10 protein-coding genes are annotated in these 16,541 nt (G+C 61.9%); 6 read left to right on the forward strand and 4 right to left on the reverse strand.

The genetic code is table 11. The annotated features are described in order from the left end of the window. The 5 genes from ACWBU6_RS24640 (at position 1) to ACWBU6_RS24660 (ending at position 7,300) form a co-directional block, all read left to right on the forward strand. Entirely contained in the window at positions 1-798 is a 798-nt protein-coding gene (locus ACWBU6_RS24640; RefSeq protein WP_452645962.1) for an ABC transporter ATP-binding protein, read from the forward strand. 10 nt (positions 799-808) lie between these two features. Continuing rightward, entirely contained in the window at positions 809-2,500 is a 1,692-nt protein-coding gene (locus ACWBU6_RS24645) for a sensor histidine kinase (protein WP_452645963.1), read from the forward strand. Further along, complete coding sequence (locus ACWBU6_RS24650) at positions 2,497-4,038, forward strand: sigma-54-dependent transcriptional regulator (protein ID WP_452645964.1); 1,542 nt, start codon at positions 2,497-2,499, stop codon at positions 4,036-4,038. Before ACWBU6_RS24645 ends, ACWBU6_RS24650 begins: the two co-directional genes overlap by 4 nt. Before the next feature lie 62 nt (positions 4,039-4,100). Then, positions 4,101-6,836: an alpha-1,6-glucosidase domain-containing protein gene (locus ACWBU6_RS24655; protein ID WP_452645965.1), complete on the forward strand. Its 2,736-nt coding sequence runs from the start codon at positions 4,101-4,103 to the stop codon at positions 6,834-6,836. Between the two features lie 26 nt (positions 6,837-6,862). After that, positions 6,863-7,300: a macro domain-containing protein gene (locus ACWBU6_RS24660; RefSeq protein WP_452645966.1), complete on the forward strand. Its 438-nt coding sequence runs from the start codon at positions 6,863-6,865 to the stop codon at positions 7,298-7,300. A gap of 139 nt (positions 7,301-7,439) precedes the next feature. Here the strand turns inward: ACWBU6_RS24660 and ACWBU6_RS24665 are convergent, their stop codons facing one another. The 4 genes from ACWBU6_RS24665 to ACWBU6_RS24680 form a co-directional block, all read right to left on the reverse strand. Next, positions 7,440-9,059 carry an alpha-amylase family glycosyl hydrolase gene (locus tag ACWBU6_RS24665; protein ID WP_452645967.1) on the reverse strand — a complete coding sequence of 540 codons (1,620 nt, stop codon included), beginning with the start codon at positions 9,057-9,059 and terminating at the stop codon, positions 7,440-7,442. Positions 9,060-9,069: 10 nt separating this feature from the next. After that, positions 9,070-10,704 carry an alpha-D-glucose phosphate-specific phosphoglucomutase gene (locus tag ACWBU6_RS24670; RefSeq protein WP_452645968.1) on the reverse strand — a complete coding sequence of 545 codons (1,635 nt, stop codon included), beginning with the start codon at positions 10,702-10,704 and terminating at the stop codon, positions 9,070-9,072. Between the two features lie 117 nt (positions 10,705-10,821). Then, positions 10,822-12,153: an MFS transporter gene (locus tag ACWBU6_RS24675; RefSeq protein ID WP_452645969.1), complete on the reverse strand. Its 1,332-nt coding sequence runs from the start codon at positions 12,151-12,153 to the stop codon at positions 10,822-10,824. A gap of 105 nt (positions 12,154-12,258) precedes the next feature. Next, a complete protein-coding gene (locus tag ACWBU6_RS24680) occupies positions 12,259-14,640 on the reverse strand; it encodes a TIM-barrel domain-containing protein (protein WP_452645970.1) in 2,382 nt (793 codons plus the stop codon). A 71-nt stretch (positions 14,641-14,711) separates the two neighbouring features. On the opposite strand from ACWBU6_RS24680, the gene ACWBU6_RS24685 reads away from it, so the two are divergent. Then, entirely contained in the window at positions 14,712-16,508 is a 1,797-nt protein-coding gene (locus tag ACWBU6_RS24685; RefSeq protein ID WP_452645971.1) for a M2 family metallopeptidase, read from the forward strand. The last annotated feature ends 33 nt before the right edge of the window (positions 16,509-16,541 follow it).

Raw genomic sequence — 16,541 nt, forward strand, 5'->3', positions numbered from 1 at the left:
ATGAGCGCAACCCACATCGACGTCAAGCACGTCAACAAGATATTCAAGACCGACAACCGCGAAGTGGTGGCGCTGCGCGACATTAACCTGCAGATCCCGCAAGGCCAGTTCGTCTGCCTGCTGGGTCCATCGGGCTGCGGCAAGTCCACGCTGCTGAACGCCATCGCCGGTTTCTCGCTGCCTTCCAGCGGCGAGATCACGGCCGACGGCAAGTTGATCACTGGCCCAGGCCCGGAACGCGGCATGGTGTTCCAGGAATACGCGCTGTTCCCATGGATGACCGTGGAAAAGAACATCGCTTTCGGCCTGGAAGTCAAAGGCATGGGCCAGGCGGAAATCAAGCAGCGCGTGGACCAGTTGCTGTCCATGCTGTCGCTGTCGGACTTCCGCAACCGCTATCCGAAGGACCTGTCGGGCGGCATGCGCCAGCGCGTGGCGATTGCGCGCGTGCTGGCACTGGACTCCCCGATCATGCTGATGGATGAGCCGTTCGGCGCGCTGGACGCGCTGACCCGCCGCAACCTGCAGGACGAGCTGCTGCGCATCTGGTCGGAGCTGAAAAAGACCATCATCTTCGTTACCCACAGTATCGAAGAAGCGATCTACCTGGCCGACCGCATCGTGGTGATGACCTACCGTCCTGGCACGGTCAAGCGCGACATGATCGTCGAACTGCCGCGCATGCGCGATCCGGCTTCGGCCGACTTCAACGCGCTCAAACGCGAACTGGGCGCGCTGGTGATGGAAGAACAGCAGCGTCACCACAGCGACGAACTGCGCATGGCTGCGGTGGACTAAAATTGCGCTTATGCGCAAACCATTCATCCTGATGCTGTTACCGGCGGCCGCGATCATCGTGGCCGCCTACATGCTTGGCGCTTACCGCGCCGGCAACGAGCAACTGGCGCAAGGCCAGCGCCAGCTGCAGCTCATGGCGCCGGAACTGCAGTCGGTTCTGGAGCGCTTCGAGACCCTTCCTTTCGTCCTGGCGCAGCAACCCGACCTGACCAACGCCCTCGCCCACCCGAAAGACCCTGAAGCCATCGCCCGGCTGAACGCAACGCTGCAAACCATCCAGCAGCAAGCCAAGGTCGGAGCACTTTACCTGATGGACCGCAGCGGGCTGACGCTGGGCGCCAGCAACTGGGACCAGCCGCTTGGCTTTGCAGGCAAGAATTTCTCCTACCGCCCTTATTTCCAGGCTGCGTTGCAAGGCGAGGCGGGCCGCTTTTACGGCATCGGCACCAGTACCAGCGAAGCGGGCTACTTCATCGCCCACCCAGTGCTCAGGCAGGGAAAAATCGAAGGCGTGATTGCGGTCAAGATCAGCCTTGCAGAACTGGAACGCAACTGGAACAGCAGCGAGGACCCGATCCTGCTGGCCGATCGCCACGGCGTGATCTTCCTCAGCAACCGGCCTAACTGGCGCTATCACAGCCTGACAGCCCTGCCGCCAGATGCCCTGTCGGAACTGGCGCGGACGCAGCAGTACATCGGCCGCGAAGTCACGCCGCTGGCGCGCAATCCCGGTCCGCGCGTCACGCAGGAGGTGGGCCGGCTGGGCTGGCAGCTGATGATCTTCCCGAGCCAGTTGCGCGTGATCCGCAGCGGCATCAACTGGGCGCTGGCCACCGCGCTGCTGCTGGCTTGCGGCGCCATCTCATATTGGGCCATGCACCAGCGCCGCCGCCGGCGCGAAGAACGCCGCGCCTTCGACCGTGAACTGGAGTCGCGCATCGCCCAGCGCACGCAGCAATTGAGTGAAACCAACCGCATCCTGCGCACCACGCAAAATGAACTGGTGCAGGCCGGCAAGCTGGCCATGCTGGGCCAGATGGCGGCCGGCGTGACGCATGAACTGAACCAGCCGCTGGCGGCGATCCGCGCCTTTGCCGACAACGCCCGCACCTTCCTGGAACGCGGGCAGCCGGAGCAGGCGGCCAGCAACCTTGGCCACATCGGCGACGCCAGTGCGCGCATGGGGGCGATCATCAGCCAGCTGAAAGGCTTCGCGCGCAAGGACGAAACCATCGGCCCGGTGGACTTTGCGCGTGCCGCGCGCAGTTCGGCTTTCCTGCTCGAGAGCGAAAGCAAGCGGCGCAATGTGGCGTTGGATATCGATACGGGAGATGAACCGCTGACAGTGGCGGGCGACACGGTACGCATTGAGCAGGTACTGATCAACCTGCTGCGCAATGCCCTGGATGCAGTCGAAGCGATGCCGCAGCCGCGCGTCACCGTCGTCCTGTCGCGCGAAGGCGCCGAAGGCGTCGCGCGCATCAGCGATAGCGGCCCCGGCATCCCTCAGGAAGTGGCTGCGCACCTGTTCGAGCCGTTCTTCACGACCAAGCCTGCCGGGCAAGGACTGGGTTTGGGATTGGCGATCTCCTCTTCGATCGTACAGGCCATGAACGGCCGCCTGACGGCCCGCAACCTGGACGGCGGCGGCGCGCAGTTTGAGTTACGCTTACCGCTTATTAAAGAAGGAGTTGCCCGATGAAGGCGCTATTGGTTGAAGACGAGGCCGCGCTGCGCCTGGCCACCTCGCAAACGCTGGAACTGGGCGGCTTTTCGGTGCAGGCCTGCGCAAGTGCCGAGGCAGCGCTACCGCTGCTGCTGGCGAATTTCGCCGGCGTGGTGGTGACCGACGTGCGGCTGCCCGGACTCTCCGGGCTGGACTTGCTGGCGCGCGTGGCAGCGCTCGACGCCGAGCTGCCGGTGATCGTGGTCACCGGTCATGGTGACGTCAGCATGGCAGTGGAGGCCATGCGCGCCGGTGCTTATGACTTCATCGAGAAACCCTTCTCTTCCGAACGCCTGATGGATGCGGTCAAGCGCGCGCAGGAGCGCCGCAACCTGGTTCTGGAGAACCGCCGGCTGCGCACCGAACGCGCACAGCACCCGGACATGCCCGACCTTATCGGCCGTTCGGAAGCGATCGAACATTTAAAGGTAGTGGTGCGTAACGTAGCCCCGACCGGCGTGGATATCCTGATCAACGGCCAGACCGGCACCGGCAAGGAAGTGATGGCGCGGCTGATTCATGCGGCCAGCGGGCGCAAAGGCAATTTTGTCGCCATCAACTGCGGTGCGCTGCCGGAGTCCGTTTTCGAGAGCGAGATCTTTGGCCACGAGCCGGGTGCATTCACGGGCGCGCAGAAGCGGCGTATCGGCAAGCTCGAATTTGCCAACGGCGGTACTGTATTCCTCGACGAAATCGAGAGCATGCCGATGGCTTTGCAGGTCAAGCTGCTGCGCGTGCTGCAGGAACGGCGCCTTGAGCGACTGGGCGGGAATGAGTCGGTAGCGCTGGATTGCAGGGTGGTCGCGGCCAGCAAGGCCGACTTGCTGGCCTTGTCGGCGCAGGGATTATTCCGCGAGGACTTGTATTACCGCATCGGCGTCATCAGCATCGATTTGCCGCGCCTGCGCGACCGGCGGGAGGATATCCCCCTGTTGCTGGCACACTTCGTCGCCGAGGCCGCGCGGCGCTATCAGCGGGCAATGCCAATCTGGACGCCGGAGCAGATGGCCGCGTGGCAGGCGGCTGACTGGCCGGGCAATGTGCGGGAACTGCGCAACTTTGCAGAACGCCTCACACTTGGCCTGGTCCCCGCAGCGTCCATTTCTCCATCGCATGGGGCGGCAGCAAGCGCTGGTGCCGTGCATGGCGCGGGCATCCCATCCAATGCGGCGTTTGCGACCGGCGCAGGCGTTTCGTCACCGGCGGGCGCCGCGACCGGCGCGGGCGTTGAATGGGCTGCCGGCGCTGGAGCGATGGGCAGCGCCGCGATGACGGCAGGTGCCGCATCGGCCGCCGGCGTCGCAATGGCGGCCGGCGCCCCTGCTGCGGGGCTGGCGGCTGCAGACGCCGAGCAGTCTTCCCTGCCACAGCAAGTCGATGCATTCGAGCGCGACTTGATCCTGCGCGCCCTGGCTGCCGCCGATAACAATGTGGCACTGGCGGCAGACCGCCTGCTCCTGCCCCGCAAAACCCTGTATGACAAGCTGAAAAAGCACCAGATCCAGCGCGACTGAAATGTAGTATAGCTACATATTTTGCGGTAAGATTTCTGTAGCACCACTACTACGGAGACAAAATGAAGCAGCGCACCCTCGTCGCGGCCCTCCCGGCGGCTTTCGCGGCGTTTTCCGCAGCCGCCGCGCCAACCACCGCCCTCACCGCCTCCCCCACTGCCGCGACGCCGCACACATTAGCCTCCTGCGCCGGGCCGCATGAAACCGTGCTTGCGCGCACCCAGGGCTTTGACGCTCGCGCCCTCTGGCTGGACGGCAGCCAGGCCAAATGGGCCGGCATCCAGGCCGAAGGCAGCTTCAAACTCTATTACGCCACTGCCGCAGGCATCAGCGCCCCACAAGGCGCAACCGTCAGCGGAGCGGATGGCTCCCTGCCCCTGGCTGCAACAAGCGACACGCTTCCCGCCCCGCTTGCCCGCCGCTTCAAATACACCGGCGACGGTGTGGTGCTTGCCCTCTCCGGCTCCGACCGCGCCCGCCTGCCGGCACTGCTGGCAAAACAGCTGGTGCTGGTGCAGGAAAACCCCGACGGTACCGTGCGCGACGCCACCGCCCTGCAGGTGCCCGGCGCGCTGGACGACATCTACGCCGCCGCAGAGCAGGCCAGCGACCTGGGCGCCACCATCGGCAGGAACGGCACCACCTTCAAACTATGGGCACCGACCGCGCAACGCGTATCCGTCTGCATCTTTGACACCGGCAGCAGCAAACCGAAATCCGTCTCCACCATGCGCGCCGACGCGAAAACCGGCATCTGGTCCGCCGACGCACGCAGCAACCTGTCCGGCCGCTACTACAAGTACGTAGTGGACGTGGTCGCACCGAAGACCGGGCTGGTACGTAATGTGGTGACCGACCCTTACTCAGTCAGCCTGACCGCCGATTCCGCCCGCAGCTATATCGCCGACCTGGCCGACCCGCGCCTGGCGCCGGCCGGCTGGAACAAGGACCAGCCACCGGCCAAGGTAAAGGCGCAGCCGGACATGTCCATCTACGAGCTGCACGTGCGCGACTTCTCTATCAACGACCAGACGGTCAGCGCCATGAACCGCGGCAAATACACTGCCTTCCGCGAGACCGGCTCCAACGGCATGAAGCACCTTGCCATGCTCGCCAGGGCCGGACTGACCGACGTGCACCTGCTGCCAGTCTACGACCTGGGCAGCGTGCCTGAAAAGGGCTGCGTGGTCCCGGTCGTGCATGGCGCGCCTGACAGCGACCAGCAGCAGAAGACCGCCAGCGACAACGCCTCGAAGGATTGCTACAACTGGGGCTACGACCCGTGGCATTACAACGCCCCGGAAGGCAGTTACAGCACCGACGCGTCCGACGGTGCTCGCCGCATCATCGAATTGCGCGAGATGGTGATGGCGCTCCACAAGACCGGCCTGCGTGTCGGTACCGACGTCGTCTACAACCACACCTACCGCGGTGGCCAGCACGAGCGCTCTGTTCTGGACCGCATCGTGCCCGGCTACTACCAGCGCCTGAACCTGAAAGGCGAAATCGAAAGCTCCACCTGCTGCTTCAACACGGCCACCGAACACCGCATGATGGCCAAGCTGATGATCGATTCTGCCGAGCTGTGGACCAGGCACTACCACATCGATTCCTTCCGCTTCGACCTGATGGGCCACCAGCCGCGTGCTGTCATGGAAGCGCTGCAAGCGCGCGTCAACAAGGCCGCCGGGCGGCACGTGAACCTGATCGGCGAAGGCTGGAATTTCGGCGAAGTGGCCGACGGTGCGCGCTTTGTGCAAGCCTCGCAGCTGTCGCTGAATGGCAGCGGCATCGGCACGTTCAGCGACCGGGCGCGGGATGCCTTGCGTGGCGGGGGTGCTGGCGATTCGGGACAGCAAATGATCTCGCAACAAGGTTATATCAACGGCCTGGTATATGACCCGAATGCCGGCGCTGGCTTGCGTCCGGTGGCGGATCTGATGAAAGCCTCCGATCTCGTCAAGGTCGGCCTGGCCGGCTCGATCCGCAGCTATCGCATGCAGACCTTCACCGGCGAGACCAGGGAGCTGCAGGCCATCGTTTATGGCGGCAACCAACCGGCTGGCTATGCCTCCCAGCCGGGCGAGGTAGTCAACTATGTGGAAAACCACGATAACCAAACCCTGTACGACATCAATGCCCTGAAACTTCCGCTGTCAGCGACCAGTGCCGACCGCGCCCGCGTGCAAATGCTGGCCGCGGCGATCAATGCGTTCTCCCAGGGCGTAGCCTACTACCATGCGGGGTTTGAAATCCTGCGTTCGAAGTCGATGGACCGTAACAGCTTCGAATCGGGCGACTGGTTCAACCGCCTGGACTGGACATACCAGACCAACTACTTCGGTACCGGCCTGCCGCCTGCGGCCGACAACGGCAAGGACTATGCGCTGCTCCAGCCCTTGCTGGCAAATCGCGCGCTACAGCCGACGCCTGATGACATTGCATTTGCGCGCGACACCTTCCGCGATCTGCTGCGCATTCGAGCCAGCAGCACGCTGTTCCGGATGCGTACCGCGGACGACATCAAAAAGCGCCTGCATTTCCTGAATACCGGGCCGGACCAGGTGGCGACGGTTGTTGCTGCTCGCCTGGACGGCGCTGGCTATGACGGCGCAGGCTTCAAGACGGTGGCCTACTTTATCAACGTAGACAAGGTCGAGCAGACGATCACCGCCCCAAGTGAGGCCGGCAAGGCGTATCGCCTGCACCCCGTGCAGGCCGGGTCGGCAGGCCGCTACGATGCTGCGACAGGTAGCTTCACCATTCCGGCCAGGACGGCTATAGTATTCGTTGAATAAACTTTAAGGCCAATGGCCGCCTCGTCATGTCAACGTTCCTGCGCGCCATCCAGGGCGATATCACCAAGCTTTCGGCCGACGCAGTCGTCAACGCTGCCAACTCTTCTCTCCTGGGTGGTGGCGGCGTTGACGGTGCAATTCATCGCGCAGCCGGGCCAGAGCTGGTCCACGAATGCCGGCTTCTTGGCGGCTGCAAGACTGGCCAAGCGAAACTGACGAAGGGCTACCGGCTTCCGGCCAAGTACATCATCCATACCGTGGGACCTGTATGGCGAGGTGGCACATGCGGCGAACCGGAGCTTCTGGCCGCCTGTTATCTTGGCAGCATAGAACTGGCCGCCCGGCATGGCGTCGCCACGCTGGCATTCCCCAGCATCAGCACTGGCATCTACGGCTACCCAATCGCGTACAGCCGGGGCAAGAGCCACATTATGTCGTGGTCAACCGAGAGAAACGGATGGTAAGCATCCATGATCGCCTGGCCGGGGCGATACAGGCATGGCGGCAGCGAACGCCTTCTGCGATGCGCTTTGCGCTGCCTTTTTCAACGCACGTTCCGACACATTTTCGAAGGCCCTTGTTATTACAGTCCCCCAGCCGCTCTTATTGCGAGAGCAGGATAGTGGAGTTTTTGCCGCTGGTGCGGACGACACCTTCGTTTACTGTGTAGGAAACGCCGGAGTAGGCATCCTTCACCTTTGCGCCATCGGCGAAGACGCCGCCGACTGTGATGTCGGCCGGCTGCCCGGTTTTCACGTCAAGCGCCACCACCACCTTGTCGTCGCCGCGCACACGGCTGAAGGTATATGGCAGATCCGCCAGCTTTTTATGCTCCCCCGCGCCGATAGATGGATGCGCTTGGCGGAATTTGCCGAGTTTCGCCCAATGCGTCCGAATCCTGGCATTCGACTTCAAATCGCCCCAGTTCATGAAAGAGCGCAGCTTCGCGTCCCCCTTAGCTTCAGCGACGTCGAGACGGCGCGCGATCTCGTCACCGTAATAGATCTGCGCTGCGCCGGGCGCCAGCAACAGCTTGTTCGCGGTCTCGTAAGGCTTCTGGCGCGCAGGATCGAAGGGATTGCCGTCATCGTGGGAGTCCATATAGTTCACGACCGAATGCCCTTTCAGCGGACCCGCAAGCTGCGCTGCGTACTTGCTGAACAAGGACTCATAATCGCCCTTCGCGTCGTGCACCATGCCGAAATTGATCAACCCATCGAATCCATTGGCGAAGTAGTTGGCTTTTTCGCCGCCGCCCATGTCAAAGGCCTGGCCATGCGCGATGTTGTAGTTGTACACCTCGGCCAGCATGTAGAAACGGCCGTCGCCCTGGACCTTCTTCGGATTCAGGCTTTTCCATTCATCGTGCGCTGCCAGGGCGACCTTGCGCAACTCGCCCCACACTGCGGGTTCGACATGCTTGGCTGTATCGGCGCGGAAGCCGTCGATACCGTACTTGCGTACCCAGTCTGCATGCCATTTCATCAGGTAATAGCGCGGTGCACGCGGATAGCCGGTGCGGGCGAAGAAGTCATCCAGCTCCTTCGCTTCGCGCTCGTAACGGCCCTCGGCTTTCCATTTGGCCGCCAGCGCTGGTGGCAGTTCGACCGGTGTATCGCTCTCGGTGCGGAAGTCGGGCAGGTTCTTTACCAGCGTGCAGCTCACTGTCGATGGCGCGTCTTTGTACTGGCATTGCGGTTCGGTGCGTATCCAGCCTTCCGGCCAAACGGGGTCGGCTTCTGTTACCGGGCCGGTGTGATTCATGACCACGTCAAGCAACACGCGAATGCCGCGCGCATGGGCAGCTTCAACGAAATCGCGGAAATCCTTTTCCGTGCCAAGATTGGCGTCCATCGCGGTGAAGTCGCGCGCCCAATAGCCGTGAAAACCGTAGGATTTGCCGGTGCCTTCATCCGTGCCGGCGTGAATTTGCTCGACTGGCGGCGTGGTCCAGATCACGTCCACACCCAGGTCATCGAAATAGCCGGACTTGATCTTAGCCGTCAGTCCCTTGAAATCGCCGCCCATGAAGCCGCGCAGCGGCGCACCGTCAGCCTTGCGTCCGTACGCGAGGTCATTGCTTTTGTCTCCGTTGGCGAAACGGTCGGTGATCAGGAAGTAGACGGTCGCATTCTCCCAAAGAAATGACTTTGGCGGCGCCGCGACTGCGCAGTGCGCGCCGGTGGCAAGCAATAAGGACAATGCGAGTGACGAAAGTTTCATGCGGCTTTTCCTATGTGATGACTGTTGGATTACTGCGGCCTGTATGCATGGCAATGCTCGCCACGCTGTCTGCGATTGCAATCAGCCCTGCAAGGGCTTGTTGCGTCGGGATGTGGTGCTGTTCAGGGTCGGATTCATAGCGTTCGAGATAGACGCGCAAGGTTGCGCCTTCAGTGCCAGTACCGGAAAGGCGGTACACGATACGCGAGCCATCCGTCATCATGACGCGGATGCCCTGCTGGCTGGCATATGAGCCGTCAACCGGATCGGTGTACTCGAAATCGTCGGCGGCCTGCACTTCGTAGTGATTCAATTTCTGGCCTGCCAGGTTGGGCAGCTTGATGCGCAGATCCTGCATCAGAAGTTGTGCGGCATCTGTTGCTATGGTTTCGTAGTCGTGGCGCGAATAGTAATGGCGGCCGAAGCGCTGCCAGTGCGCGGTGACGATATCCTGCACCGAGCCGCCGCGCACAGCCAACAGGTTGAGCCAGAACAGCACCGCCCACAGGCCATCTTTCTCGCGGATATGGCGCGAACCGGTGCCATAGCTTTCTTCGCCGCACAGCGTCGCTTTGCCGGCATCGAGCAGCGTACCGAAGTACTTCCATCCGGTCGGCGTTTCATAACATGGCACGCCAAGTGCAGCCGCCACCTTGTCTGCGGCGCGAGAGGTTGGCATGGAGCGGGCGATGCCGGAAATACCTTCGGCGTAGCCAGGCGCTACGCTAGCGTTTGCAGCCAGAACGGCCAGGCTGTCGGAGGGCGTGACAACGAAATCGCGGCCGACGATCATATTGCGGTCGGCATCGCCGTCGGAGGCGGCGCCAAAGTCTGGTGCGGCGTTGGCGCACATGATGTCGATGAGTTCCTCGGCATTGACGGGATTGGGGTCCGGATGCAGGCCGCCAAAGTCCTCCAGCGGCTCGCCGTTGATGACGGTACACTCCGGCGCACCCAGCATGCCTTCAAGGATGGCGTGCGCGTAAGGGCCCGAAACCGCATTCATGGCGTCAAAGCGCATGGTGAAGCCGCCGGCAAACAGCCGCCGGATGGCATCGAAGTCGAAAAGCTGCGCCATCAATTCCGCATAATCGGCAACCGGGTCGATGACTTCGACCGCCATGCCATCGATGGCTGCGTGCGCGCCTGGCGTGTCGATGTCGATATCCGGCGCGTCGCTGATGCGGTATTGATCCAGCGCTAGCGTGCGCGCGTAGATCGCCTCGGTCAACGCTTCCGGAGCGGGGCCGCCGTTGGAAGCGTTGTACTTGATGCCGAAATCGCCGTCCGGTCCGCCGGGGTTGTGGCTGGCCGAGAGGATGATGCCGCCCAATGCACCGTGTTTGCGAATCACGCAACTTGCAGCCGGCGTGGACAGGATGCCGCCCTGCCCCAGCAACACGCGTGCGAAGCCGTGCGCGGCGGCCATCTTGACGATTACCTGGATTGCTTCGCGGTTGTGGAAGCGGCCGTCGCCGCCCAGTACCAGCGTTTTGCCAGCGGCGTCGCCGAGCGTGTCGAACACGCCCTGCACGAAATTTTCGAGATAGTGCGGCTGCTGGAAGGCTGCGACTTTCTTGCGCAAGCCCGAAGTCCCGGGACGTTGCCCTGGAACAGGCGTTGTTGCTACCGTCTGGATTGCCATATTCGCTCCTCACGAAAATAAATGGGGACGTACCCCATTTTTCTTCGAAAAATAAATGGGGTACGTCCCCATTTATTTTCCTGCGAATGGCGCGATCGGTGCGCGCCGCTGGATGGCTTAGGCTTCTTTCTTGGCGGAGTCGCTGACAATCAGGGTGACAATGCCGCCAAGCGCCATCGAGACGCCGCCCAGCACCAGCACGTTGACCGAATGGCCGTCGAACAGGTGCTTGATGACCGGGCCAAGCACCAGGTTGGCGACAATCTGCGGCAGCACCACGAAATAATTGAACACGCCCATGAAGTAACCCATGCGCTTGGCCGGCAACGCGCCCGCCAGGATCGCATACGGCATGGTCAGGATACTGGCCCACGCAATACCTACGCCGATCATCGGCAGCATCAGCATGTTCTTGTCGTGGATGAAGGCAATGCTGATCAGGCTCACGCCGCCGATCACCAGGCAGAGCATGTGCACCATCTTGCGGCTGGTGAGATGCGCCAGCTTGGGCAACAGGAAGGCGACCAGTGCGGATACGCCACCGTAAATCGCGAACAGGTTGCCGACCCAGTTGCCCGCTTCCTGGAAGATGGCCGATTTGCCGTCGGTGGTGCCGAAGACATTTTCAGCCACAGCCGGCGTAGTGAAGACCCACATGCCCATCAGCGCGAACCAGGTGAAGAACTGCACCACTGCAAGCTGCATCATGGTTTTCGGCATGTGCACGAAGCCGCCGAACACTTCCTTGAGGGAGAACAGGAAGCCGCGGCGCTGCGCTTTCTCCATGCGGAATTTCTCGACGTCTTCCGGCGGCAGTTCGTCGGCCGTCAGCACGGTCCACAGGACGGCCAGGAAGTAAGCGGTGCCGCCAGCATAGAAGGAATAGCGAACGGAGTCGGGGATTGCGCCGTTGACCACTTCATTGCTGACGTGAAGGAAATCGGTGAAGATCATCGGCAGCAGCGAGGCGATCACGCCGCCCACGCCAATGAAGAAAGTCTGCATCGCGAAGCCGGCCGTCTGCTGCGATTCATCGAGCTTGTCGCCGACGAAGGCGCGGAACGGCTCCATCGAAATATTGATCGAGGCATCCATCAGCCACAGCACGAGGATAGCCATCCACAGCGCGCTCGAATTGGGCATCATGAACAGGGCAATACTCGCCAGCAGCGCCCCGATGAAGAAGAATGGGCGACGGCGGCCCCATTTGGCGTGCCAGGTGTTGTCGCTCAGGTAGCCGATGATCGGTTGCACCAGCAGGCCGGTAACCGGCGCGGCAAGCCAGAACAGCGGCAGTTCATCCGGGGTTGCGCCCAGGGTCGAGAAGATGCGGCTGGTGTTGGTGTTCTGCAGCGCAAAACCAAACTGGATGCCGAAGAAGCCGAAGCTCATGTTCCACAACTGCCAGAAGGTCAGCCGCGGCTTGCTGATGATGGAATGCATTTGCATCACTGTCCCCGATTAATTTTGTAGCAAAATAACATGGCGAATTCGGGCTGTCAATGCACCAACAGCCCGTAAACGCGCAGCTTCAAGGTATTTTTTGTAGTCAGGTTACAGAACCACCACCAGTTTTGCCTTCATCGCACTACGTGCTGGCAAAGCCAGCTCCAAGGTACGCGAACGGGCATCCCAACGGGACGCCACCGACTTGCCATCCAACTTTACGCTGCGCGGGCGGTTCGCCATATTGTGCACTTTGACCGTATAAGCGCGCGCCACCGGTTGCCAGGCCCTGCCAAGCTCGGTCGCGATGCCGATTTCGAAGCCGCTTGCCGATGCCGCGCCGGCGAAGCGTGCGATTTCGTATTTGCCCTGCTCGTAGGCGTTGGCGCTTGCACCATCGTCGTCATAAAGCTTGCCGCTGGTCGCGCCCGCGCTGGCATCGTAGTAGTAATGCAGCTCGATTTGCCTGGTGTTGTAGTCGCGCGTAGTCTGCACCACCTTCGCCAAAGGCACGAAAGCGCCGGCGCGCACGAACACCGGTATATGTTCGGCGAACACCGGCACAATCTCATTGATGCCGCCTTTGTGCGCGGCGCCGCTGTAGAAATCGAACCAGACCTTGGACGATGCCGGGAAGTTCACTTCCTTGCGCTGCGCACCCGGTTCGGTCACCGGCGCCACCAGGAAGTCCCGGCCCCACAGGTAGGTCGATGCCACGCCGTTGTCGCCGCCCTCGAACATGATCGGGCGCATCAGCGGCAAGCCTGTCTGGCTGTTATCGAAGGCCGCACTGTAGTTATATGGCAGCATGGCGTAACGCAAGCGGATCGCATCGCGCGCCAGTGATTTGGCGCGGTCGGCGCGGAACACCGGTTCGGCCGGCACTTCCTCCTGCGCGTGCGGGCGGAATACCGGCTGGAATACGCCGTACTGCAGCCAGCGCACGTACAGTTCGTCGTCCAGCATCGGCGAGGCGAAGCCGCCCAGGTCGGAGTGCATATAGGCCAGGCCCTGCATGCCCATCTGCAGGGCGATTTCCATCTGCGACTGCAGGCCGCCCCAGCTACGCTGCACGTCGCCGGACCATGGAATCATGCCGAAACGCTGCGAGCCCGAATAGCCGGCGCGCATCAGGATGAAGGGCCGCTCGTTGGGGAAATCCTTCTTGTAGCCTTCCGCGATCAGGCGCGCCCAATCGTGGCCGTAGATATTGTGGACCTGGTCGGCGCCAAGCTGTCCATTGCTGCCGTGGCGCAGTGCGGATGGATGCACCTCCGGCTCGCCGAGGTCGCCCCACCAGCCGGCCACGCCACCCTCTTTCAACTCCTTGTAGATATTCCAGAACCAGTCACGCCCCTCCGGGCGGTACAGGTCGACCAGGCCGGTGTTACCGAAGTAGAAGTCATACTTGAACGGCGCGCCGGCGGAATCGGTCGCCAGCACTTTCCTGTCGACCGCCTCCTGCCAGCGGCTGGAAGTGGTCAGCACGAACGGCTCGGTGATGACGACGGTCTTCACGCCCTTCGCCGCCAGGTCGGCCATCATGCCTTTCGGGTTGGGGAAGCTCTCTTTATCCCATGCCAGGTTACCCATGGTGCCCTTGACTGTCTTGCCGAACCAGTACAGGTCCAGCACCACGGCATCGACCGGGATCTTGTCGGCGATGAACTTGTCGACCACGGCGCGGGTCTCCGCTTCGGTATGGTAGCCAAAGCGGCTGGCGAAATTACCGAAGGTCCAGCGCGGCGGCAACGGCTGGCGGCCGGTCAGGCTGGTGTAATTGGCCACCACATCCTCCCACTGCTCGCCTGCGATCACCTGGTAGGTTTTGCGGCCGCCAATGGTTTCGTAAGACAGCGTGCCGTCTTTCCTGCTGTCGAAATCGAGGTACCCGATCTGCGGGTTGTCGAAGTGGATCGCGTACTTCTTCGACGACAGCGCCACCGGAATGGTGAAGTTCAGCAGTTGCGAGCGCGCTTCGTAACCGTAATGGGCGCGGTTGTACAGCTGGAAGCGGTTGCCGCGGCGGTTCATGCCCGTCGCCCGCGCACCGGCGCCGTACAGGGCCTCGTCGCCATCCAGGGCAAACTCGATCGCCTCCATGCCGCCATCACGGCGATAACCGCGCTTCTCGGCGACCAGCGGCTGGCCTTTATACAAATAGCTGATGCGGAAAGGCTGCTTTTCCACGCGTACAGCGATGCCTTGCGTGGCAAATTCCAGCACGCCGCCTTCGTCCCGCAGCGTGCTGGCGACAACTGCAGGCGCCAGCACTACCGCGTGGGACGTGGCGTCAGCCACTTCACCCTTCGGAATGAAAGTGGTTTCCACTAAGGCCGCGGAATACGGCTTGATGATGTATCTGCCGTCGTTTGTGCCAATTTCCAGTGCATTACCGTTTTTCGCGGCAGATAAGAAATGGCGATCCGCGTTTTGCGCCATGGCGGCTTGGCTAACGAGGACCAATATTGCAAATTTAATTAGTTTCATAGGGTGATATATTAGCGGGCAGTTTTATCTGAGAGGAGAATGAATTGAATAAAACGACTATGAAAAAACCAATGGTTCTGGCTCTGGGCCTGGCCCTGGCAGCGGGCTTCGCCCATGCCGCACCAGCCCAGAAAAAAGGCAAAGGCACTCCGGCCGAAGCGAAGAAGTTCATCGCCGAGACCGAACGGAAATTCGACAAGCTCGCCCTGGACGGCTCTCGTGCCGCCTGGGTTGCGCAGAACTTCATCACCGACGATACCGAAGCGCTGACCGCCTACTTCGGCGAGCTGCAACTGGGCGCCTCGGGCGAGGCCGCGCTGGAGGCGCGCCGCTTTAATGGCATCAAGCTGAGCGACGAGGAAGCGCGCAAGATCAAGTTGCTGCAACTGACGCTGATGCTGCCTGATCCGAAGGAACGCCAGGCTTACGCCGACGCCAACGCCAAGCTGAATGGCGCCTACGGCAAAGCCAAGTACTGCCCGAACGACGGAAAGCGCGAGTGCATGGCGCTGGGCGAACTGGAAAAGACCCTGGCCAACAGCCGCGACCCCAAGGTCCTGCTGGATGCGTGGAACGGCTGGCACATGCAGGCGCCATCCTATAAGAAGCTGTACACCGAATACGTCGAGCTTTCCAACAAGGGCGCGCGCGAAATGGGTTATGCCGACACCGGCGCCCTGTGGCGTTCGGGCTACGACATGAAGCCGGAGGAATTCTCGGCCGAGATGGAGCGCATCTGGCAGCAGGTCAAGCCGCTGCACGATTCTCTGCACACCTACGCCCGCTACAAGCTGCGCGAAGCCTACGGCCCGGACGTGGTGCCGCTGACCGGCCCGATTCCGGCCCATCTGTTCGGCAATATGTGGAGCCAGACCTGGGACAATATCTACCCGCTGCTGATGCCCGCCACCGGCGCCTCCAAGTTTGACCTGACCAAGGTGCTGGAAGAGCGCAAGACCAGCGCCAAGGAAATGGTGCAGTACGGCGAGCGTTTCTATACCTCGCTGGGCATGCCCAAGCTGCCTGCCACTTTCTATGAGCGCTCGCTGCTGGAAAAGCCGCGCGACCGCGAAGTGGTGTGCCACGCATCCGCATGGCAGCTTGACGGCAAGGATGACGTGCGCATCAAGATGTGCATCCGCCCGACCGAAGAGGAATTCGCCGTCATCCACCATGAGCTGGGGCATATCTATTACGACCTGGCTTACAAGAACCAGTCCAACCTGTTCCGCACCGGCGCCAACGACGGCTTCCACGAAGCGATCGGCGACACCATCGCCCTGTCCATCACCCCGAGCTACCTGAAGAAGGTCGGCCTGATGAACGAAGAACCTGACCCGAACGCCGCCATCGGCGACCTGCTGAAGCGCGCGCTGTCCAAGGTTGCCTTCCTGCCGTTCGGCTACTCGGTCGACAAATGGCGCTGGGACGTCTACAGCGGCAAAACCAAGCCAGCGGACTACGACAAGAGCTGGTGGCAACTGCGCGAGCAGTACATGGGCGTGAAGCGCCCGCTGCCGATGCTGGCTGACGGCTTCGACGCCGGCGCCAAGTACCACGTAGCCGCCGACGTGCCTTACGCCCGCTACTTCCTGGCCCACCTGCTGCAGTTCCAGTTCCATCGTGCCCTGTGCAAGGAAGCCGGCTACACCGGCCCGCTGCACCAGTGCTCGATCTACGGCAGTGAAAAAGCCGGCAAGAAGCTGTGGAGCATGCTGGAAATGGGCACCTCCAAGCCATGGCCGGAAGCCCTGAAAGCCGCTACCGGCGAGGAGCGCATCGACGGCCAGGCCCTGCTCGACTACTTCGCCCCGCTGAAAGTCTGGCTGGACGAGCAAAACAAGCAACTGGCCGCGAAGGCTAAGTAAATACAAAAATCGGGGGCCGCGGCCCCCGATTTT

Source organism: Pseudoduganella sp. HUAS MS19 (genome assembly GCF_053615455.1).